Source organism: Bradyrhizobium sp. MI1.7 (genome assembly GCF_055811795.1).
Genome location: NZ_JBVVPO010000062.1, coordinates 1 through 19,615, shown reverse-complemented (window position 1 = coordinate 19,615; position 19,615 = coordinate 1). Strand labels below are relative to the sequence as shown.

17 protein-coding genes are annotated in these 19,615 nt (G+C 64.8%); 13 read left to right on the top strand and 4 right to left on the bottom strand.

Features of this window, described 5'->3' with window-relative positions; translation table 11 throughout:
• Window positions 1-39 precede the first annotated feature (39 nt).
• Entirely contained in the window at window positions 40-2,133 is a 2,094-nt protein-coding gene (locus AC0L3X_RS36595; protein WP_354132147.1) for a methyl-accepting chemotaxis protein, read from the bottom strand.
• Between the two features lie 272 nt (window positions 2,134-2,405).
• Here AC0L3X_RS36595 and AC0L3X_RS36590 point away from each other — a divergent pair, with 272 nt between their 5' ends.
• On the top strand, window positions 2,406-2,561 hold the full coding sequence (locus tag AC0L3X_RS36590) for a Thivi_2564 family membrane protein (protein WP_011084288.1): 156 nt from the start codon (window positions 2,406-2,408) through the stop codon (window positions 2,559-2,561).
• Window positions 2,562-2,719: 158 nt separating this feature from the next.
• On the opposite strand, the gene AC0L3X_RS36585 is transcribed toward AC0L3X_RS36590, so the two are convergent.
• The 3 genes from AC0L3X_RS36585 to cysD form a co-directional block, all read right to left on the bottom strand.
• Window positions 2,720-4,885 (bottom strand): malate synthase G, encoded by a 2,166-nt coding sequence (locus AC0L3X_RS36585; protein ID WP_063980988.1) that lies wholly within the window; start codon window positions 4,883-4,885, stop codon window positions 2,720-2,722.
• Between the two features lie 414 nt (window positions 4,886-5,299).
• Window positions 5,300-7,216, bottom strand: coding sequence for an adenylyl-sulfate kinase (gene cysC, locus AC0L3X_RS36580; RefSeq protein ID WP_473317227.1), 1,917 nt, complete (start codon window positions 7,214-7,216; stop codon window positions 5,300-5,302).
• A gap of 20 nt (window positions 7,217-7,236) precedes the next feature.
• Entirely contained in the window at window positions 7,237-8,031 is a 795-nt protein-coding gene (cysD, locus tag AC0L3X_RS36575; RefSeq protein ID WP_063980990.1) for a sulfate adenylyltransferase subunit CysD, read from the bottom strand.
• 236 nt (window positions 8,032-8,267) lie between these two features.
• On the opposite strand from cysD, the gene cysG reads away from it, so the two are divergent.
• The 12 genes from cysG (at window position 8,268) to AC0L3X_RS36515 (ending at window position 19,498) form a co-directional block, all read left to right on the top strand.
• Entirely contained in the window at window positions 8,268-9,692 is a 1,425-nt protein-coding gene (cysG, locus tag AC0L3X_RS36570; RefSeq protein WP_063980991.1) for a siroheme synthase CysG, read from the top strand.
• On the top strand, window positions 9,689-9,997 hold the full coding sequence (locus tag AC0L3X_RS36565) for a DUF2849 domain-containing protein (RefSeq protein ID WP_071916679.1): 309 nt from the start codon (window positions 9,689-9,691) through the stop codon (window positions 9,995-9,997). The genes cysG and AC0L3X_RS36565 overlap by 4 nt, the downstream gene beginning before the upstream one ends.
• Window positions 9,998-10,027: 30 nt before the next feature.
• Window positions 10,028-11,683, top strand: coding sequence for a nitrite/sulfite reductase (locus AC0L3X_RS36560; protein ID WP_063980993.1), 1,656 nt, complete (start codon window positions 10,028-10,030; stop codon window positions 11,681-11,683).
• On the top strand, window positions 11,670-12,185 hold the full coding sequence (locus tag AC0L3X_RS36555) for a DUF934 domain-containing protein (protein ID WP_063980994.1): 516 nt from the start codon (window positions 11,670-11,672) through the stop codon (window positions 12,183-12,185). The genes AC0L3X_RS36560 and AC0L3X_RS36555 overlap by 14 nt, the downstream gene beginning before the upstream one ends.
• Complete coding sequence (locus AC0L3X_RS36550; RefSeq protein WP_063980995.1) at window positions 12,182-12,913, top strand: phosphoadenylyl-sulfate reductase; 732 nt, start codon at window positions 12,182-12,184, stop codon at window positions 12,911-12,913. The genes AC0L3X_RS36555 and AC0L3X_RS36550 overlap by 4 nt, the downstream gene beginning before the upstream one ends.
• Before the next feature lie 124 nt (window positions 12,914-13,037).
• Window positions 13,038-14,039: a sulfate ABC transporter substrate-binding protein gene (locus AC0L3X_RS36545; RefSeq protein WP_028148402.1), complete on the top strand. Its 1,002-nt coding sequence runs from the start codon at window positions 13,038-13,040 to the stop codon at window positions 14,037-14,039.
• Between the two features lie 33 nt (window positions 14,040-14,072).
• Entirely contained in the window at window positions 14,073-14,909 is an 837-nt protein-coding gene (cysT, locus tag AC0L3X_RS36540) for a sulfate ABC transporter permease subunit CysT (protein ID WP_071916676.1), read from the top strand.
• A 9-nt stretch (window positions 14,910-14,918) separates the two neighbouring features.
• Window positions 14,919-15,830, top strand: a complete 912-nt coding sequence (gene cysW / locus AC0L3X_RS36535; RefSeq protein WP_063980996.1) for a sulfate ABC transporter permease subunit CysW — start codon at window positions 14,919-14,921, stop codon at window positions 15,828-15,830.
• Complete coding sequence (locus tag AC0L3X_RS36530; protein WP_063980997.1) at window positions 15,820-16,854, top strand: sulfate/molybdate ABC transporter ATP-binding protein; 1,035 nt, start codon at window positions 15,820-15,822, stop codon at window positions 16,852-16,854. The genes cysW and AC0L3X_RS36530 overlap by 11 nt, the downstream gene beginning before the upstream one ends.
• Before the next feature lie 96 nt (window positions 16,855-16,950).
• A complete protein-coding gene (locus AC0L3X_RS36525) occupies window positions 16,951-17,454 on the top strand; it encodes a CAP domain-containing protein (protein ID WP_063980998.1) in 504 nt (167 codons plus the stop codon).
• 78 nt (window positions 17,455-17,532) lie between these two features.
• Entirely contained in the window at window positions 17,533-18,708 is a 1,176-nt protein-coding gene (locus tag AC0L3X_RS36520) for a DUF3734 domain-containing protein (RefSeq protein WP_063980999.1), read from the top strand.
• Window position 18,709: 1 nt separating this feature from the next.
• Window positions 18,710-19,498: a 3-hydroxybutyrate dehydrogenase gene (locus tag AC0L3X_RS36515; protein WP_028157423.1), complete on the top strand. Its 789-nt coding sequence runs from the start codon at window positions 18,710-18,712 to the stop codon at window positions 19,496-19,498.
• Window positions 19,499-19,615 lie beyond the last annotated feature (117 nt).

The following is a 19,615-nucleotide window of genomic DNA, read 5'->3' as shown; positions in this document are numbered from 1 at the left end:
CTGAAGGTGTAGCGGCAGCTTTCTATCCAATCCGCAGTCCTACGCCGCGCGGATTTTCCCCAGGAAGTCGCTGACCTGCTGGCCGAGCTGGCGGCTCTGGGTTTCCAGCGTTTCCGAGGCCTGCTTGACGTTGTCCGCCGCACCGGCGGCAGCATCCGCGTCGGCCTTCACGCCGTTGATGTTGTCCGACACGTTCCTGGTGCCCTGCGCCGCAAATTGCGTGCTGCGCGTGATCTCCTGGGTCGCCGCGCCCTGCTCCTGTACGGCGGCGGCGATCGCGGTGGCGACCTCGTTCACTTCGCCGATGATGCCACCGATGGTCTGGATCGCGTTGATGGCGTCGCTCGCCACCCTCTGGATGTCGGCGATCTGCCCGGAGATTTCCTCGGTGGCTTTGGCGGTCTGGCTCGCCAGCGATTTCACCTCGGAGGCCACGACCGCGAAACCGCGCCCGGCTTCGCCCGCACGTGCGGCCTCGATCGTCGCGTTGAGCGCGAGCAGATTGGTCTGCGCCGCGATGGTGTTGATCAGGCCGACGACCTCGCCGATGCGTCCTGCGGACTGCGCCAGCCCTTGCACCGTGCCGTCGGTCTCGCGGGCCTGGTTGACGGCGCGGCTGGCAATGCCCGCGGCGTGCGCCGCCTGCTGGCTGATGTCGTTGATCGAGGCGGAGAGCTCCTCGGCGGCGGCGGCGACGCTGTCGACGCTCATGGAGGCGTCGTTGGAGGCCTTGCCGGCGACCTGGACGCGGTCGTTGGTCTGGCGCGACACCGCGGAGAGATCACCCGAGGTCTTGCGCATCTCGCCGGACGCCTCGCTCAGTTCGCCGAGCGTCTTGCGCACCGCGCCCTCGAACTCGCCGACATAGGTCTCGACGGCGCGCTGGCGCGCGGCCGCGCCGACATTGCGCTCGCGCTCCTGCGCCTCGATCTTGAGCTTCTCGGTCGCCTGCTGCTTGAAGGTTTCCAGCGCGCCGGCAAGCGCGCCGATCTCGTCCTGGCGGTCGAGATAGCCGCTGTCGACGGCGAGGTCGCCGCCGGCGACCTTGAGCATGGCGTCGCGGATGGTGTTGAGGGGATGGATGACGCGGCGGCTGACCAGCATGACCGCGCCGACGGCGAGGCCGATGGCGAGCGCCAGGAGTGCAAGCTGCACGATCAGCGCGCGCTGTGCGGTACTGCGCTGCTCCTGCGTGTAGCTCCGGGCGGCGTCGAGCGCGGCTTCGGCCACCGCGACCGCACTGGCCATACGGCCGACCGTGAGCGGGCTCCACTGGTTGGCCGTCAGCTCGGCCTTCTCACCCTTGACCAGGGTGTCCGCGAGACGGTCGCGCAGGGTGAGATATTGCGGCTCGAAATAAGCGGTCTTGGCCGTGGTCATGGCCGAGGCGAGCGCGGGCGGCAATTGCATGCCCGAGGTCGACAATTCCAGCGCTTTCCACATCGCGGCCGTACCGCCGACAAATTGGGTATAGTTGTAGCGGCCCTCCGGCGAGATCTTGCCGGCCGCAAGTCCGGTCGAGACGATCAGTGAGGCCTCGCCCGCGGTGTTGCGGAGCAGCCAGGCGCTCTGCTTGATCGACAGCAGCTGGTCGATCACGGCATCCTGGTGGTTGACGGTGGCGGCGAGGACGCCCGAGAGCTTGTCGAGCACGTCGAGCAGCCCCTGCGTCGTCTCCATGTATTCCTTGGTCAGGCCGGCGCGGCGCTGGTCCTTCGGTTTGGCAACATCCTCCCAGAACTGCTTCTGCTCTTCGCCCAGCAGCTTGTAGAGCCGCGCGAGCTCAGGCACCAGCGCGCCCGATTGCGGGAAGTCGATGCTCGGCAGCAGCTCGAGCGCGCGGGCCATCGCCGGCATCTGGGCATCGCGCAGCGCGCGCAGATATCTCTCGATCTCGGAGTCCATCGGCTCGGTCGCGTTCAGCAGCCGGGACGTGGTCGAGCGGTCGGTGCGCAGATTGTGCATCGCCTTGAACAGATCGGCGGAGGCGTCGGCGATCTGCGAGATGCGGTTAGCGGTCTTGAGGCGGTCCCAGGAGGCGTAGGCGGTGAGCGAGAGCGCAATCACCACGCAGACCGAGGTGATGGCGATCACCGCCTTCAGCAGCGCGGACACGGTCAGACGATTCAGCATCGAAGCCTCCTAAAATTCCCATTGCAAAGTTCGTCGAGACGCCCCGGCAACATCAAAACGGAGGGGCAGGCAGATCGGCAATCGCATGCCGTTTGCGGCGCATCACCCAAACGGTTTCTGCATCTGAAACGAAAAGGGTAAAGTTTTAGGCAGGCCGGCTGATCGTAGAAGTACGTATTTACTAGAAGTTGCAGTGGGTTGCCGTGATGGAACCTGCGCTGGAGATAGGCGTTAGAACACCGTAGCAATTTGCCTGAAGGGGGGTCCTTGCGATGCTGGTCGGCGTACTCGTCACCTTTCTCGTCGTCATTCTCGTGCTCTATCTCATCAACATGCTGCCCATGGACGGTCGCGCCAAGCAAATCGCGCGTGTGGTCGTCATCATCATCGGCGTCGTGTCGCTGCTGAAATATCTGACGGTGTTTTAGCGGGGTAGGGCGTGTAGCCCGGATGGAGCGCAGCGAAATCCGGGGGCCTGCCCCAAGCAACGCCGGTCCCGGATTGCGCTTCGCTCCATCCGGGCTACGGCCCGAAAACAAAAAAGCCCCGGCGCGAGCCGGGGCTTTGGTGTTTGAATGACCGGGCTCTAGCCCGCAGCCTTGGCCTCGCGGCGGCGGGCGGTGAGGATGTACTCGGTGTAGCCGTTCGGCTGCTCGCGCCCCTTGAAGATCAGGTCGCAGGCCGCCTTGAACGCGACACCGTCGAAGGCGGGCGCCATCGGCTTGTAGATCGCATCGCCGGCGTTCTGCTTGTCGACCACGACGGCCATGCGCTTGAGCGATTCCATCACCTGCGCCTCGGTGATCACGCCCTGATGCAGCCAGTTGGCGAGATGCTGGCTGGAGATGCGCAAGGTGGCGCGGTCTTCCATCAGGCCGACATCGTGGATATCAGGCACCTTGGAGCAGCCGACGCCCTGGTCGATCCAGCGCACGACATAGCCGAGGATGCCCTGGCAGTTGTTGTCGATCTCCTGCTTGACGTCGTCGGGCGCCCAGTTCGACTTCGACACCGGAATGGTGAGGATGTCGGACAGCTTCGCGCGCGGACCGCCCTTGGTCAGCTCCTGCTGACGCGCGGTGACGTTGACCTGGTGATAGTGCAGGGCGTGCAGCGTTGCCGCCGTCGGCGAGGGCACCCAGGCGGTGGTGGCGCCGGCCTGCGGATGCGCCAGCTTCTGTTGCAGCATGTCCGCCATCTTGTCGGGCGCGGCCCACATGCCCTTGCCGATCTGGGCATGGCCGGGCAGGCCGTCGATCAGGCCCATGTCGACGTTCCAGTCCTCATAGGCCTTGATCCAGGCCTGCGCCTTCATCTCGTTCTTGCGGATCATCGGACCCGCTTCCATCGAGGTGTGGATCTCGTCGCCGGTGCGGTCGAGGAAGCCGGTGTTGATGAACATGATGCGCTTGGAGGCGCGTTGGATGCAGGCCTTGAGGTTGACGGTGGTGCGCCGCTCCTCGTCCATGATGCCGACCTTGAGCGTGTTCTCGGGCAGCGACAGCATCTTCTCGACGCGGTCAAAAATCTCGCAGGTCAGCGACACCTCATCCGGGCCGTGCATCTTCGGCTTGACGATATAGGCAGATCCGGTGCGGCTGTTCTTGACCTTGGAGTTGCCCTTGATGTCGTGAATCGCAAGAAGCCCCGAGACGGCGGCGTCGAGCAGGCCTTCCGGAATTTCCTCGTCCTTCTCGTCCAGCACCGCGTCGGTGAACATGTGGTGACCGCAATTGCGCATCAGCAGCAGGCTGCGGCCATGCAGCTTCACTTCGCCCTTGCCGTCCGGCGTCTTGTAGCTGCGGTCACTGTTGAGCGAACGGGTCAGCGTCTTGCCGCCCTTCTCGAAATCGGCCGAGAGCGTGCCGTTCATCAGGCCAAGCGTGTTGCGATAGACCAGCACCTTGTCCTCGGCATCGACCGCGGCGACCGAGTCTTCCATGTCGAGGATGGTCGAGACCGCGGACTCCATGATCATATCGGCGACGCCGGCGGGATCGTCCTTGCCGATCACGCTGCTGCGGTCGATCTTGACCTCGACGTGCAGGCCGTTGTTGGCGAGCAGCACCGCGGACGGCGCGGCGGCATCACCCTGGAAGCCCGCGAATTGCGCGGCGTTCTTCAGCGCGGTGGCATTGCCGCTCTTCAGCTTCACCGCGAGCTGGCCCGCGACGACGCTATAGGCGGTGACGTCGGTGTGGCTGCCGGTCGCCAGCGGCACGGCGGCATCGAGGAACGCCTTGGCCTTGGCGATCACCTTGTCGCCGCGCGCCTTGTTGTAACCTTTGCCGCTCTCGGCAGCGTCGTGCGGGATCGCGTCGGTGCCGTAGAAGGCGTCATAGAGCGAGCCCCAGCGCGCGTTCGCCGCGTTCAGCGCATAGCGTGCGTTGGTGAGAGGCACGACGAGCTGCGGGCCGCAGATCTTGCCGATTTCTTCATCGACATTGGCGGTCTCGACCTTCTGCGTCGCCGGCTCCGGGACGAGATAGCCGATCTCCTTCAGGAACGCGGTATAGGCATCGAGGTCGAACGCCTTGCCCTTGTTGGCGCGGTGCCAGTCGTCGATCTTGGCCTGCAGCGTGTCGCGCACCGCCAGCAGCGCGCGGTTCTTCGGCCCCAGATCCTTGATGATGGCGGCGACCCCGGCCCAGAACGCATCCGGCGCGATCCCCGTTTTCGGGGCCGCTTCCTTGGCGATGAAGTCAAACAGGACGGGAGCGATCTTCAATCCGTGGGCGTCGACGCGTTTCATGATGGGCTTTCTTGTTGGAAATGGCTGTTTTTTGGCTGCTTTTGACCCGACAGCAGCAAAATGCGCCCATAAGGGGCAGCTTTCAGGGCCTATTAGCCCCAAAATCGGGGCCGTGAGAAGGCCTCCAAAAGTTGTCAAAATGTCAAGGCGAGGTGTGGGTCTGGCTCGTTTTACAAACGCTTCAGCCCGGCTTAGCGCCACGCGCACAGATGCGCTCCCTCCCCCCTTGCGGGGGAGGGCGGGGGAGAGGGGTAGCCCAGGAAAAGGTGTGCCTGAATTCGACGGAGCGGAGTGCTCGCGCTGATGGAGAGAGTCCCCGTGTGGACCCCTCTCCCTAGCCCTTCCCCGCAAGGGGGGAGGGAACGCAGTAGAGCGTGGGGACAGAGCGCGGCGTCTCTCGTGGAGAGCGCGCGCTCAAATATTCGCGGCGAGGTCCACGAGCTCGTCGAACAGCACGCCGGTGGTCTTCAGCATCCGTTCGATCTCGTCCGCGGCGTCGGCAACCGTGCGGGCCGACGTGTCGATCACGAGCTCGGCAGCCTCGGGTCGCTCGTAGTCGTTGCCGATGCCGGTGAACGACGCCAGCGCGCCGGCGCGGGCCTTCTTGTAATGGCCCTTGGGATCGCGATCCTCGCAGACCTCTGCCGGCGTCGCGACATGGATCTCGCGGAACGCGGTGTCGGCGATGCGGCGCGCGGTGGCGCGGTCCTCGCGTGCCGGCGAGACGGCGGCGACGATCGCGATGTGGCCGTTGCGGGCGAGATGGGTCGCGACTTCGGCGAGGCGGCGGATGTTCTCGCTGCGGTCGGCGGCGGAGAATCCGAGATCGTTGTTGAGCCCGGCGCGCAGCGTGTCGCCGTCGAGCAGGATCGGCGAGCCGCCATTGGTGAACAGCCGACGTTCCAGCGCCTTCGCCAGCGTCGACTTGCCGGACGCCGGCAGGCCGGTGAGCCAGACCACGGCGCCGTTGTGGCGGTAGCGCGCGGAGCGTTCGTCGGGCCGCAGCGCCGATTCCACCGGCACGATGTCGACCGGCACGGCGCGCTGGCCGGCATCGACCGACAGCACGAGACCACCGCCGGCGATGCGCCCCGAGACTTCGATCACGAGACGGCCGGTGCGCGGATTCTCGGTGTAGGGATCGGCGGCAATTGGGCTCGAAAGAGAAATGTCGATCTCGCCGACATGGTTGCGGCCGATCGCCTTGTTCTCGACGCTCGACAGCTCGCCGGGATCGACCGCCTTCTCGATGGCGACGACGGTGGCGCGGCTTTCCTTCGGGCCGCAGCGGACCAGCAGCTGGTCGCCCTTGGCGAGCGGCTTGTCGTGCAGCCAGAAGATGCGCGCGCGCAGACGGCGCGTCTCGCGCGGTGCGGAGCCGACATGCGCGACGATGTCGCCGCGCTCGATGAACAATTCGCGGTCGAGCGTGATGCCGACCGAGCGCCCCGCGCCCTGCCGTCCGGCGACCGGCGTTACCGGCCAGCTTTCGACCGTCTTGATCCTGGCGATCTTGCCGGCCGGCATGATCACGATCTCGTCGCCGGCAATGAGGCTGCCGGATTCGATGCGGCCCGCCACGATGCGGCGGTCGTCGAACTTGTAGATCGCCTGCACCGGCAGGCGCAGGGCGAGGGCTTCCAGCGGACGCGCCGGCTCGAGCTGGTCCAGCGCCTCGACCATGGTCGGACCCTTGTACCAGCCGATGCGGTCGGTGCGCTCCGCGACGCCGTCGCCATCGCGGGCCGAGATCGGGATCACCGCCGTCGGCGTCACGCCGAGGCCGTTGAGATGCGCCGAAATCTCGTCGCTGATTTCTTTGAAGCGCTCGGCGCTGAAATCGACGCGGTCCATCTTGTTGACGACGATCGCGACCTGCTTCACGCCGAGCAGGTGCAGCAGATAGCCGTGCCGCCGGGTCTGGTCACGCACGCCTTCGAGCGCGTCGATGATCAGCACCGCGCCGTCCGCCTGCGACGCACCGGTGATCATGTTGCGCAGGAATTCGGCATGGCCGGGCGCGTCGATCAGCACGATGTCGCGCGAATTGGTGCGGAAGCGGATCTGCGTGGTGTCGATGGTGATACCCTGATCGCGCTCGGTCTGGAGCGCGTCGAGCAGGAACGACCATTCGAACGGCATGCCGCGCCGCGCGCTGACGGCTTTCAGCATCTCGAGCTTGCCGTCGGGCAGGCTGCCGGTCTCGTGCAGCAGGCGCCCGACCAGCGTCGACTTGCCGTGGTCGACATGGCCGACGATCACGATACGGACCTGCGGACGCGTGGTGCCGTTCGGAGTGGCGGGCGAAGCGGGGGTGACGATCATGTTCATAGCCGCGTTGCGTCCTTGAATCAGAGATAGCCGGCGACGCGCAGACGCTCGAAGGCGTCCTCGGTCTCGTGGTCGAGCGCACGGCCGGCGCGCTCCGGCACCTTGGTCTGCTCGAGCTCGACCAGGATCTCGTCGATGGTCGACGCGGTCGACGCGACCGGATTGGTGATGTCCTGATCGCCCAGCGAGCGATAGCGCTTGCCGTCCTTGGCGAGATACAGCGGGATGATCGGAATGTTCTCGCGCTTGGTGTAGGCCCAGATGTCGGCCTCGGTCCAATGCAGGATCGGATGGATGCGCAAATGCGCGCCTTGCGGCGGCGAGGCGTTGAAATGGTCCCAGAACTCCGGCGGCTGATCGCGCACGTCCCAATTGCCTTCGAGCCCGCGCGGCGAGAACACGCGCTCCTTGGCGCGCGTCGCCTCTTCGTCGCGGCGGATGCCGGCGATCAGGCCGTCAAAGCCGAATTTGGCGAGCGCCATCTTCAGACCTTCGGTCTTGCGCGCAGCGGAACGGGCCGCCGGCGGCAGCGTTGGGTCGACGGCATCGATCGGCGGGCAGGGTTCGACGCGCAGGTCGAGCTCCCACTCTTTCCCGTAGTGATCGCGGAAGCGATACATCTCCGGAAACTTCTTGCCGGTATCGACGTGGAGGGCCGGGAACGGCAGCCGGCCGAAGAACGCCTTGCGCGCCAGCCAGATCATGACGTTGGAGTCCTTGCCGAGCGACCACAGCAGGGCGATCTTCTTCAGGCGGCCGAAGGCCTCGCGGAAAATGTAGATGCTCTGCGCCTCAAGCTGGTCCAAATGGTCCATGTTGGGGGCGGTCAGCCCGACGGGAATTTGCTCGGAAACGGGAGCCCGGAAGTCCCGTCCATCTGCACCGGAATCGGTCCTGAGAAGATGCATCTCTGCCACTTTGCGTTTGGAGGCGAATTTTCTATAGTTGCGGTGCAGAAGAGAAGAAAAAATTTTCTCTTTGCGCGCTCGAAACGACACATATATAGAAAATAATTCCAGTCAACCCCGGATGTGGGGGAAGCGAGTATCGCATGCGGTTCTTGCCGGTGTTCCTCGATCTCAAGGCCGGTCCGGTGGTCCTCATCGGCGCGGGTGAGCTTTTGCGCGCTAAGCTGCGCGTGCTCGCCGCTGCCGGTGCGCGCATCCGCGTGCATGCGATCGACGGCAATCAGGACCTGAGCCTCAGCTCCGAAGACGCGGCGCGGATTGAAATCGCGACTGGCGATCCGCTCACCGCCGATCTCTCGGGCGTCATTGCCATCGTTTGCGCCGGCGCGGGCGATGTCGGCGTTGCCATGTCGGTCCGCGCCAAGGCGCTCGGCCTGCCCGTCAACGTCATGGACGATCTCGAACATTCCAGCTTCATCTTCCCGGCGATCGTCGATCGCGGCGATGTCGTAGTCGCGGTCGGCACCGGCGGCACCTCGCCGGTGGTGGCGCGGCGCGTGCGCGAGAAGATCGAGGCGCTGCTGCCGGCCCGCATCGGCGAGCTTGCCGAGTTCATCGGCGGCTTCCGCAAATCCATCAACGAGCGCATCGCCGAGTTTCCGCTGCGCCGCCGCTTCTGGGAGCGCGTCATCGACGGTCCGATCGGCGCGTCTGTGCTCGCGGGCCGCAAGGGCGAGGCCGACGCCGCGATCAGGGCGATCTCCGATCCGTCCGCATTCGCGCGTGCCGACAAGCCGGAAGGCTCGGTCGCGCTGGTCGGCGCCGGGCCCGGCGATCCTGATCTTCTCACCATCAAGGCGCTGCGCGCGCTCCAGGATGCCGACATCGTCTTTCATGACGAACTGGTCTCGGGCGAAATTCTCGACCGCATCCGCCGCGACACCACGCGCGTTCCGGTCGGCCGGCGCGTCGGCAAGCCCGGCATCGGCCAGGACGCCATCAACAAGCGCATGATCGAGGCCGCGCAATCCGGCCAGCGCGTGGTGCGGCTGAAGGGCGGCGACCCCTTGGTGTTCGGCCGCGGCGGCGAAGAGGTCGAAGCGCTGCGCGCGGCCGGCGTCGCCTATTCGATCATTCCCGGCATCACGGCAGGGCTCGGCGGCGCCTCCGATTTCGAGGTGCCACTCACCTATCGTCATGAGGCGACCCGCATCACCTTCCTCACCGCGCACAAGGCGCGCGATGCCGAGAACGTGGACTGGTCGACGCTGACCGACACCAAAATGACCGTCGTGGTCTACATGGGCATGACCGCGGCCCCGGCGATCCGCGAAGGCTTGTTCGCGGCCGGCCGTTCGCCGGAGACGCCGGTCGGCGTATTCTCCCGCGTCACGCGGCCGGATGCACAAGGCGCGATCGGCACGCTGCGCGACCTGCCCGAGCTCGTGCGGCGGACCCATGGCGGTCCCGCCATCCTCATCATCGGCGACGTGGTCCGGCATGCCGGCTCGCTTCGCCGCGAAACACCCAAACAAATCATCTCTGACCTCCTGGATGCTGCCGAATGACCTCTCCCTTGCAAAAGAAACTTAAAATCAGCGATTCCTCCGTCGTGACCGCTAACCGTACCTGGGATGGCGTCGTCGTCTACCGCACCGCTGCCAAGGGCTGGTCGGCTGACCTCGCAGACGCCGCGATCGTGCGAAACTCCGATGAGGCGAAAGCGTTGCTCGCCGAGGCCGTGGCCGATGACGTCGGCGCGATTGGTCCCTATATCGCTCCGGTCCAGATCGGCGAGGACGGCAAGATCGTGCCCGGAAATCTGCGCGAGCAGATCCGCCGCGATGGCGTGACCATCGACTTGCCGGTTTAATCGCAGGTCGGGCTGTAAGGCACTTTAATCATGTACGCTTACGACGAAATCGATCGCACGCTGGTCAACGAGCGCGTCTCGGAATTCCGCGACCAGGTGCAACGCCGTCTCTCGGGCGAGTTGACCGAGGACGAATTCAAGATGCTGCGCTTGCAGAACGGCGTCTATCTGCAACTGCACGCCTACATGTTCCGCGTCGCGATTCCCTACGGAACGCTGGCGTCGAACCAGTTGCGGCAGCTTGCCCATGTCGCGCGCAAATATGACCGCGGCTACGGCCATTTCACCACGCGCCAGAACATCCAGTTCAACTGGATCAAGCTTTCGGACCTGCCGGATGCGCTGGCCGATCTCGCCGAGGTCGGCATCCACGCGATGCAGACCTCCGGCAACAACATGCGCAACGTCACCTCGGATCAGTGGGCCGGCGTCGCGCCGGGCGAGATCGAGGATCCCCGCATCTGGTCGGAGCTGATCCGCCAGCACACTACGCTGCATCCGGAGTTCTCGTTCCTGCCGCGCAAGTTCAAGATCGCGATCACCGCTTCGGATCACGACCGCGCTGCGATCAAGGTCCACGACATCGGCCTGCGGCTGATCAAGAACGAGAAGGGCGAAACCGGCTTCGAGGTGCTGGTCGGCGGCGGTCTCGGCCGCACGCCGTTCATCGGCAAGACCATCAAGCACTTCGTCCACGGCCGCGATCTCCTGAGCTATATCGAGGCGATCCTGCGCGTCTACAACCAGTACGGCCGCCGCGACAATATCTACAAGGCGCGCATCAAGATCCTGGTGCACGAGCTCGGCATCGAGAAGTTCTCCCGCGAGGTCGAGGAGGAGTGGCAGCATATCCGCAACTCCTCGCTTCAGATCGACGACGAGGTGATCGAGGACATCCGCTCGCGCTTCATCTATCCGGCTTACGAGAAGCTGCCGCACATGCCGGACGAGCTGCGCCAGGCAGCGGCCGATCCCGATTTCGAGGCGTGGCGCAAGAACTCGGTCGCCGCGCACAAGAACCCGGGCTACTCCATCGTCACGATCTCGCTGAAGCCGATCGGCGCGCCTCCGGGCGATGCCACGGCCGAGCAGATGGATGCGCTGGCCGATCTCGCCGACAAATATTCCTTCGGCGAGATCCGCGTCGGTCATGAGCAGAATTTGGCGCTGCCGCATGTTGCCAAGCGCGACCTGCCGGCGCTGTGGAAGGCGCTCGACAAGCTTGGGCTGGCGACGCCGAACGTCAACCTGATCACCGACATCATCGCCTGCCCGGGGCTCGACTATTGCTCGTTGGCCAATGCGCGCTCGATCCCGATCGCGCAGGAGCTGACGCGGCGCTTTGCCAACCATGAGCTCGCCAATCTGATCGGGCGGCTGCATATCAACATCTCCGGCTGCATCAATGCCTGCGGCCATCATCATGTCGGTCATATCGGCATTCTCGGTGTCGAGAAGAACGGCGAGGAGGTCTACCAGATCACCATCGGCGGCCGTGCCGACGAGAGCGCCGCGCTTGGCAATCTGATCGGCCCCGGCGTCAAGTTTGACGAGGTCGCTGACGTCGTCGAGGACATCGTGGAAGCCTATCTGGCGCTGCGCGAGCGGCCGGAGGAGCTGTTCGTCGACACGGTGAAGCGCCTCGGCGTCGAACCCTTCAAGGAGCGCGTCTATGCCACTCGTTAACGGCGGAAAAATCGCCGACGACAGCTTCGTCAAGCTTGCCGTCGACACGCCGCTGCCCGAGGGCGGCGACATCCTGGTGCCGGCCGAGCGCTTCCTCAGCGATGCGGACGCGCTGCTCAAGCGCGGCGGCAAGGTCGGCGTGATCTGGCCGAACAATCGCGATATCGCCGAGCTCGTGCCCTATCTCGGCAAGATCGCCGTCGTCGCATTGGTGTTCCCGAGCTTCCGCGATGGCCGCGCCTACAGCCAGGCGCGCCTGCTGCGCGAGCGCTATAATTATCGCGGCGATTTGCGTGCCACCGGCCAGGTGCTGCGCGATCAGTTCGTGTTCATGCTGCGTGCCGGCTTCGATTCCTTCGAGGTCAAGAAGCAGGCCGACGCGGAAGCCTTCATGCAGACCGCGAAGCGCTATTCGGTGTTCTATCAGCCGACCGGCGACGGCCGCATCACCGCGCTGCACCGGCGGATGCAGCTGCGTCACTCCGAAGGTGTCGGCACGTGAACGCAATCGCGCCCCAGGTCGCTTCGGTGTCCGCGTCCGCGCTGCCCTCGGCGGAGGAGCTCGATCGCGCGTTGCGCGATGCCTCGCCTGCGGAAGTCATTGCCGCGGCGTTGAAGGCGGTTGGGCGCGAGAAGCTTGCGCTGGTGTCGTCCTTCGGCACGGAATCGGCGACGCTGCTGAAGGTCATGGCCGACGTCGATCCGGCGATCCCCGTGATCTTCCTCGACACCGGCTGGCTGTTCGAGGAGACGCTGGCCTATCGCGACACGCTGATCGCGGAACTCGGCTTGAAGGACGTCCGCTCGATCAAGCCTGTCGAGGAGACGCTGTCGCGCGAAGATCCCGACCGCGACCTCTGGTTCTCCGATCCAGACGCCTGCTGCCGCATCCGCAAGGTCGAGCCGCTGGCGCGTGCACTGAAGCCGTTCGATGCGTGGCTCAATGGCCGCAAGCGCTTTCAGGGCAATGCGCGCACCGACATTCCGGTGGTCGAGGATGATGGCGCGCGGTTGAAGTTCAACCCCTTTGCCAATGTCTCGCGCGAGGAACTCGAAGCCATCTTCGTCCGCGCCAAATTGCCGCGTCATCCGTTGGTGGAGTCCGGTTTCCTGTCGGTTGGGTGTATGCCTTGCACCAGCAGAACGGCCGAGGGCGAGGATGCACGCGCCGGTCGCTGGCGCGGCCGAGCCAAGACAGAATGCGGCATCCACACGATGAAGACTTCGTAGCACAGTCGAGCTGTCCGGCTACGAACAAGAAAATCCGGTTCCGTTGACTTGAGAGCGTTTCGCCCCGAGTTATGCCCGCGTGCCATCGATGACGATGACGTCGTCGAGGTAAATGGAGATGGACATGATGCGCCGTATCGTTCCGCTCGCGGCAGGGCTGCTCTTGACTGGATTGTTGGCAAGCTCGGCTCTCGCCGCTGACATCAATCTCTTGAACGTGTCGTACGATCCGACGCGTGAGCTCTATGCCGAGTTCAACAAGGCGTTCGCGAATGCCTATCAAAAGGAAACCGGCAAGAGCGTCGAGATCAAGCAGTCGCATGGCGGCAGCGGCTCGCAGGCGCGTGCCGTGATCGACGGATTGCAGGCCGATGTGGTGACGCTCGCGCTCGCCTATGACATCGACGCCGTCGCGAACAAGGGCCTCACCGCGACCGACTGGCAGAAGCGTTTGCCGCAGAATTCATCGCCCTATACCTCGACCATCGTGTTTCTGGTGCGCAAGGGCAATCCGAAGGGCATCAAGGACTGGGACGATCTGCTCAAGACCGGTGTCTCGGTGATCACGCCGAACCCGAAGACCTCCGGCGGGGCGCGCTGGAATTATCTCGCCGCCTGGGGCTTTGCCCAAAAGAAATACGGCTCGGCCGACAAGGCCAAGGACTTCATCGGAAAGCTCTACCAGCAGGTGCCGGTGCTCGATACCGGTGCGCGCGGCGCCACCGTGACCTTCGTCGAGCGCGGCGTCGGCGACGTGCTGCTGGCCTGGGAGAACGAGGCCTATCTCGCCCTGAAGGAGTTTGGTGCGCAGAAGTTCGAGATCGTGGCGCCGCCGCAATCGATCCTCGCCGAGCCGCCGGTCGCGATCGTCGACAAGGTTGCCGATAAAAAAGGCACCCGCAACGCGGCCGATGCCTACCTCCAGTATTGGTATACCAAGGAAGGTCAAGAAATCGCCGCGCGCAATTTCTACCGTCCGCGCGACGCCGAGATCGCCAAGAAGTACGAAAACTCCTTCGCCAAGGTCGAACTGTTCACGATCGACGACGTTTTCGGCGGCTGGACCAAGGCGCAGAAGGAACATTTTGCCGACGGCGGCGTCTTTGATCAGATCTACAAGAACTGATCGGGCGCCGTCTTAGGAGTAGCAGGGGGCCTGGTGAGCGCAGTTGCAGCACGACGACGGACATTGCCGGGCTTCGGTCTCACGATGGGACTGACGCTTTCCTGGCTCTCCATCATCATTCTGATTCCGCTGGCCGGGCTGTTCCTGAAATCGCTGGAGCTGAGCCCCGAGCAATTCTGGAACATCCTGTCCAGCCGCCGCACCCTCAACGCCTTGCGCGTCTCCTTCGGCCTCGCCTTTGCGGCGGCCTGCGTCAATCTCGTCATGGGCAGCATCATCGTCTGGGCGCTGGTGCGTTACCGCTTCCCCGGGCGCCGGCTGTTCGACGCCATCGTCGACGTGCCGTTCGCGCTGCCGACGGCGGTCGCCGGCGTGGCGCTGACGGCGCTGTTTGCCGAGACGGGCTGGCTGGGTGCGCCGCTCGCAGCGCTCGGTATCAAGGTGGCATTCACGCCGATCGGCATCTTCGTCGCCATGATCTTCATCGGCATCCCCTTCGTGGTGCGCACCGTGCAGCCGGTGCTCCAGGACCTCGACCCCGAGATCGAGGAGGCCGCCGGCAGCCTCGGCGCCAGCCGCTGGCAGACCATCATCCGCGTGATCCTGCCCTCGCTCGGACCGGCGCTGCTCACCGGCCTCGCGCTCGCCTTCGCCCGCGCGGTCGGCGAATACGGCTCGGTGATCTTCATCGCCGGCAATCTGCCTAATGTCTCCGAGATCGCGCCGCTCCTGATCGTGATCCGGCTGTCCGAATTCCGCTATGCCGACGCGACCGCTATCGCGGTGGTCATGCTCGTCGTCTCCTTCGTCATCATCTTCGCCGTCAACCGGCTCCAGCGCTGGGCGCAGAGCCGGATCCCGGCGCGCTGAGGGCAGATCATGACGATGCAGATCGCAGATTCCGTCTCGCTGCCTTCGACCGATGCGCGCGCGCGTGCCCACGCGGCCGCCGCCCGGGACAGCCTCCGCACCGAGCCGCCCGCAATACGTATCGCCATCATTGCGCTGGCGGTGGTCTTCCTCAGCGTCTTCGTCGTGCTGCCGCTGGTTCTGGTGTTCGCGCAGGCCTTTTCGAGAGGCGTTCTCGCTTATCTGTCCGCGCTCGCCGAGCCGGAGGCGCTGGCTGCGATCAAGCTGACGCTGCTGGTCGCGGCGATCTCGGTCGGCCTCAATCTCGTATTCGGCCTCGTCGCGGCATGGGCCATCGCCAAGTTCGAGTTTAGCGGCAAGACCTTCCTGATCACGCTGATCGACCTGCCGTTCTCGGTGAGCCCGGTGATCTCGGGCCTCGTCTTCGTGCTGCTGTTCGGCGCGCAGGGATATTTCGGCAGCTGGCTTAGGGATCACGATATCCAGATCCTGTTCGCGGTGCCCGGCATCGCGCTCGCCACCACCTTCGTGACCTTCCCGTTCGTGGCGCGCGCGCTGATCCCCCTGATGCAGGAGCAGGGCACGCAGGAGGAGGAGGCCGCGATCTCGCTCGGCGCCTCCGGCCTGCAGACCTTCTTCCGCGTCACCCTGCCCAACATCAAATGGGGCGTGCTCTACGGCGTCCTGCTCTGCAACGCGCGCGCGATGGGCGAATTCGGCGCCGTGTCGGTGGTATCCGGACACATCCGCGGCGAGACCAACACCATGCCGCTGCTGGTCGAGATTCTCTACAACGAGTACCAGTTCGTCGCTGCGTTTGCGATCGCCTCGCTGCTGGCGATGCTGGCCCTGATCACGTTGATCGCCAAGACCGTTCTCGAACGTCACCTCGACGAAGGACACGACGCAAGTGACCATTGAAGTCAGGAATCTCGTCAAGCAGTTCGGCAGCTTCAAAGCCCTCGACGGCGTCGATCTCAAGGTCGACAATGGCGAGCTGCTGGCGCTGCTCGGTCCGTCCGGTTCCGGCAAGACCACGCTGCTGCGCATCATCGCCGGCCTCGACTGGCCCGATTCCGGCGAGGTTTCCTTCAATGGCGAGGATGCGCTGGCGCGGGGCGCGCGCGAACGGAACGTCGGCTTCGTGTTCCAGCACTACGCGCTGTTCCGCCACATGACGGTGTTCGAGAACGTCGCCTTCGGCCTGCGCGTGCAGCCGCGCGCCAGCCGTAAGGACGAGTCCACCATTCGTGCGCGCGTCAAGGAGCTGCTCGATCTCGTGCAGCTCGACTGGCTCGCCGACCGCTATCCGAGCCAGCTCTCCGGCGGCCAGCGCCAGCGCATCGCACTCGCCCGCGCGCTCGCGATCGAGCCGCGCATCCTCCTGCTCGACGAGCCCTTCGGCGCGCTCGATGCCAAGGTGCGCAAGGAGCTGCGCCGATGGCTGCGCTCGCTGCACCAGGAGATCAACGTCACCTCGATCTTCGTCACCCACGACCAGGAGGAGGCGCTCGAAGTCGCCAACCGCGTCGTGGTGATGGACAAGGGTAGGATCGAGCAGATCGGCTCGCCCGACGACGTCTATGAAAGCCCGGCGACCGCCTTCGTCCACGGCTTCATCGGCGAATCCATCGAGCTGCCGGTCCAGGTCGAAGGCGGCGTCATCAGGCTCGGCGACCGCCCACTCAATCTTGCAGCAGACGGCTTGGTGTCTGGCGCGTCAAAACTGTTCGTGCGGCGACATGATATGCTGGTCGGCCCGCCCGGAAGCGGTGCCTTCGAGGGCGCTGTGCAGCACGTCCGGAATTTCGGCCCCGTGCAGCGGGCCGAGGTGGCGCTATCCGGCGGCGAGACCATCGAGATCGACGCCCCCCGCGACAGGGAACTGCGCGCCGGCGACACGATCGGCCTCGAACCGCGCCGCTACCGGATATTTGCGGGCTAGTAGGCGCCTCGGCCGAAAGCTCAAATCTTCCTCAATATTCACCTTTCAGCCACGGTTGGTATGCAACAACGGCCCCTCATTTGGGGGCCCCTGAACATGCGCGCTGCGGCCGCAATACTCATCACTTTGCTTCTCGCCGGCTGCGCCGGCAACGAAGCACCGGTCCAGCAGCCGTCGATGTATGCCGACATGTCGGTCCCGGGCACCAAGCTCGATGCGCAGGCGGCAGCGATCATGATCTCGCAATACCGCCAGAACAACGCCCTCGGCACCGTCGTGATCGACCCCGATCTGATGCGGCTCGCCGAATCCCAGTCCCAGGCCATGGCGGCGGCCAACAAGATGGACCATGATGTCCGCGCCCCGCTGGCCAAGCGCCTCAGCGCGGGCGGCTATCCGGCGACGGTGGCGGTCGAGAACGTTTCGGCGGGCTATCATACGCTGGCGGAAGCGTTTTCCGGCTGGCGCGACTCGCCTCCGCACCGGGCCAACATGCTCAAGAGCGGTGTCACAAAACTGGGCATCGCGGCGGGCTATGCTCCCGGCACCAAATACAAGGTGTTCTGGACCATGATCCTGGCCTCGACCGACCCCCGATAAGCCAGACTTGATCCCGGGATGCATTGACGCCGCGGCGGACTGTCGCCACGGTGGCTCGCCTTTTGCTATTGTTCCCAGATGACAGATCATAGCCCGGAAGTCGCAACAGTCCCCGCGAAGGCGCAGCGCGTCCTGGTCCTCCAGGGCGGTGGGGCGCTCGGCTCCTATCAGGCCGGCGCCTACCAGTCGCTGTGCCATTTCGACTTCGAGCCGGAATGGGTCGCCGGCATCTCGATCGGCGCGGTCAACGCCGCCATCATCGCCGGCAACGAGGGACAGACCCGCGTCAAGCGGCTCAAGGAATTCTGGGAGATGGTGTCGGCGCCGGTGCCGTGGAAGCCGATCGGCAAGAGCGATCACAGCCGCGAGCTGTTCAATTCGACCAGTGCCGCATTGATCGCGACCTTCGGCGTGCCCGGTTTCTTCACGCCGCGCATTCCGCCCGCGCCGCTCTGGCCGCCCGGCACCAAGCAGGCCGAGAGTTATTACGACACCGCGCCGCTGAAGAAGACGCTGGAGCGCCTGGTCGATTTTGATCGCATCAACGATCTGAAGACGCGCCTGTCGGTCGGCGCCGTCGGCGTCACCTCGGGCAACTTCAAATATTTCGACAATTACGAGTTCAAGAAGCTCGGCAAGACCATCGGCCCCGAGCACATCATGGCCTCCGGCGCGCTGCCGCCGGGATTTCCGTCCGTCGTGATCGAAGGCGAGCACTATTGGGACGGCGGCATCGCCTCCAACACGCCGCTCGACTACGTGCTCGATGCCGAGGTCGCTCGCGACATGCTGATCTTCCAGGTCGATCTGTTCAGCGCCCGCGGCGATCTGCCGAATTCGCTGCTCGAGGCGACCGAGCGCGAGAAGGACATCCGCTTCTCCAGCCGCACGCGGATGAACACCGACAAGAACAAGCAGATCCACAACGCCCGCCGGGCCGTGCGCGATCTGATTTCCAAATTGCCCGATTATCTGAAGAATGATCCTTCCGTGGAATTCCTCGCGAAGGTATCGCGCGAAAGCACCGTCACCGTGGTGCATCTGATCTATCGCAGCAAGAACTACGAATCCTCGTCGAAGGATTACGACTTCTCGCATGTCGCCATGGTCGAGCACTGGGAAGCCGGCGTGCGCGACGTGCATCTGTCGATGCGCCACAAGGACTGGCTCGAGCGGCCGCAGTCCGGCGAGACCATGGTGACCTACGATCTCACGGGGGACGTCACCGCGCCCCCGCCAAAAAGGAGCGAATAACATGGGTAGTCTGTCAGGCAAGAACGCCGTCGTGACCGGTTCGACCAGCGGCATCGGGCTCGCCTATGCGCGCGCCTTCGCCGCCGCCGGCGCCAATGTCGTCATCAACGGCTTCGGCTCGCCGGAGGACATCGAGAAGGAACGCGCCAAGATCGAGTCCGACTTCGGCGTGAAGGCGGTGTATTCGCCGGCCGACATGACCAAGCCCGCCGAGATCGCCGGGATGATCGCGCTCGGCGAGAAGTCGTTCGGCTCGGTCGACATCCTCGTCAACAATGCCGGCATCCAGTTCGTCTCGCCGATCGAGGAATTCCCGGTTGAGAAATGGGACCAGATCATCGCGATCAACCTGTCCTCGGCTTTCCATGCCATCCGCGCGGCGGTGCCCGGCATGAAGAAGAAGGGCTGGGGCCGTATCATCAACACGGCGTCGGCGCACTCGCTGGTCGCCTCGCCCTTCAAGTCCGCCTATGTGTCGGCCAAGCACGGCATCGCCGGCCTGACCAAGACCGTGGCGCTCGAGGTCGCGACCCACAAGATCACCTGCAACTGCATCAGCCCCGGCTATGTCTGGACGCCGCTGGTGGAGAAGCAGATCCCCGACACGATGAAGGCGCGCAACCTCACGCGCGAGCAGGTCATCAACGACGTGCTGCTCGACGCGCAGCCGACCAAGGAGTTCGTCACCTCCGAGCAGGTCGCAGCCCTCGCGCTGTTCCTGTGCGGCGACGATGCCGCGCAGATCACCGGCACCAACCTGTCGATCGACGGCGGCTGGACGGCGGAGTAAGGCTCCAGCCGTAGGGTGGGCAAAGGCGCGTCAGCGCCGTGCCCACCATCCTCCCGCGATTGAGGAGAAACGGTGGGCACGCTTCGCTTTGCCCACCCTACGATCCCGCCCTTGGTC

Bases quoted from the DNA above. Each gene is read 5' to 3' on its own strand.
- AC0L3X_RS36595 (WP_354132147.1), bottom strand. From the start codon at position 2,133: ATGCTGAATCGTCTGACCGTGTCCGCGCTGCTGAAGGCGGTGATCGCC.
- AC0L3X_RS36590 (WP_011084288.1), top strand. From the start codon at position 2,406: ATGCTGGTCGGCGTACTCGTCACCTTTCTCGTCGTCATTCTCGTGCTC.
- AC0L3X_RS36585 (WP_063980988.1), bottom strand. From the start codon at position 4,885: ATGAAACGCGTCGACGCCCACGGATTGAAGATCGCTCCCGTCCTGTTT.
- cysC (WP_473317227.1), bottom strand. From the start codon at position 7,216: ATGAACATGATCGTCACCCCCGCTTCGCCCGCCACTCCGAACGGCACC.
- cysD (WP_063980990.1), bottom strand. From the start codon at position 8,031: ATGGACCATTTGGACCAGCTTGAGGCGCAGAGCATCTACATTTTCCGC.
- cysG (WP_063980991.1), top strand. From the start codon at position 8,268: ATGCGGTTCTTGCCGGTGTTCCTCGATCTCAAGGCCGGTCCGGTGGTC.
- AC0L3X_RS36565 (WP_071916679.1), top strand. From the start codon at position 9,689: ATGACCTCTCCCTTGCAAAAGAAACTTAAAATCAGCGATTCCTCCGTC.
- AC0L3X_RS36560 (WP_063980993.1), top strand. From the start codon at position 10,028: ATGTACGCTTACGACGAAATCGATCGCACGCTGGTCAACGAGCGCGTC.
- AC0L3X_RS36555 (WP_063980994.1), top strand. From the start codon at position 11,670: ATGCCACTCGTTAACGGCGGAAAAATCGCCGACGACAGCTTCGTCAAG.
- AC0L3X_RS36545 (WP_028148402.1), top strand. From the start codon at position 13,038: ATGATGCGCCGTATCGTTCCGCTCGCGGCAGGGCTGCTCTTGACTGGA.
- cysW (WP_063980996.1), top strand. From the start codon at position 14,919: ATGACGATGCAGATCGCAGATTCCGTCTCGCTGCCTTCGACCGATGCG.
- AC0L3X_RS36525 (WP_063980998.1), top strand. From the start codon at position 16,951: ATGCGCGCTGCGGCCGCAATACTCATCACTTTGCTTCTCGCCGGCTGC.
- AC0L3X_RS36520 (WP_063980999.1), top strand. From the start codon at position 17,533: ATGACAGATCATAGCCCGGAAGTCGCAACAGTCCCCGCGAAGGCGCAG.
- AC0L3X_RS36515 (WP_028157423.1), top strand. From the start codon at position 18,710: ATGGGTAGTCTGTCAGGCAAGAACGCCGTCGTGACCGGTTCGACCAGC.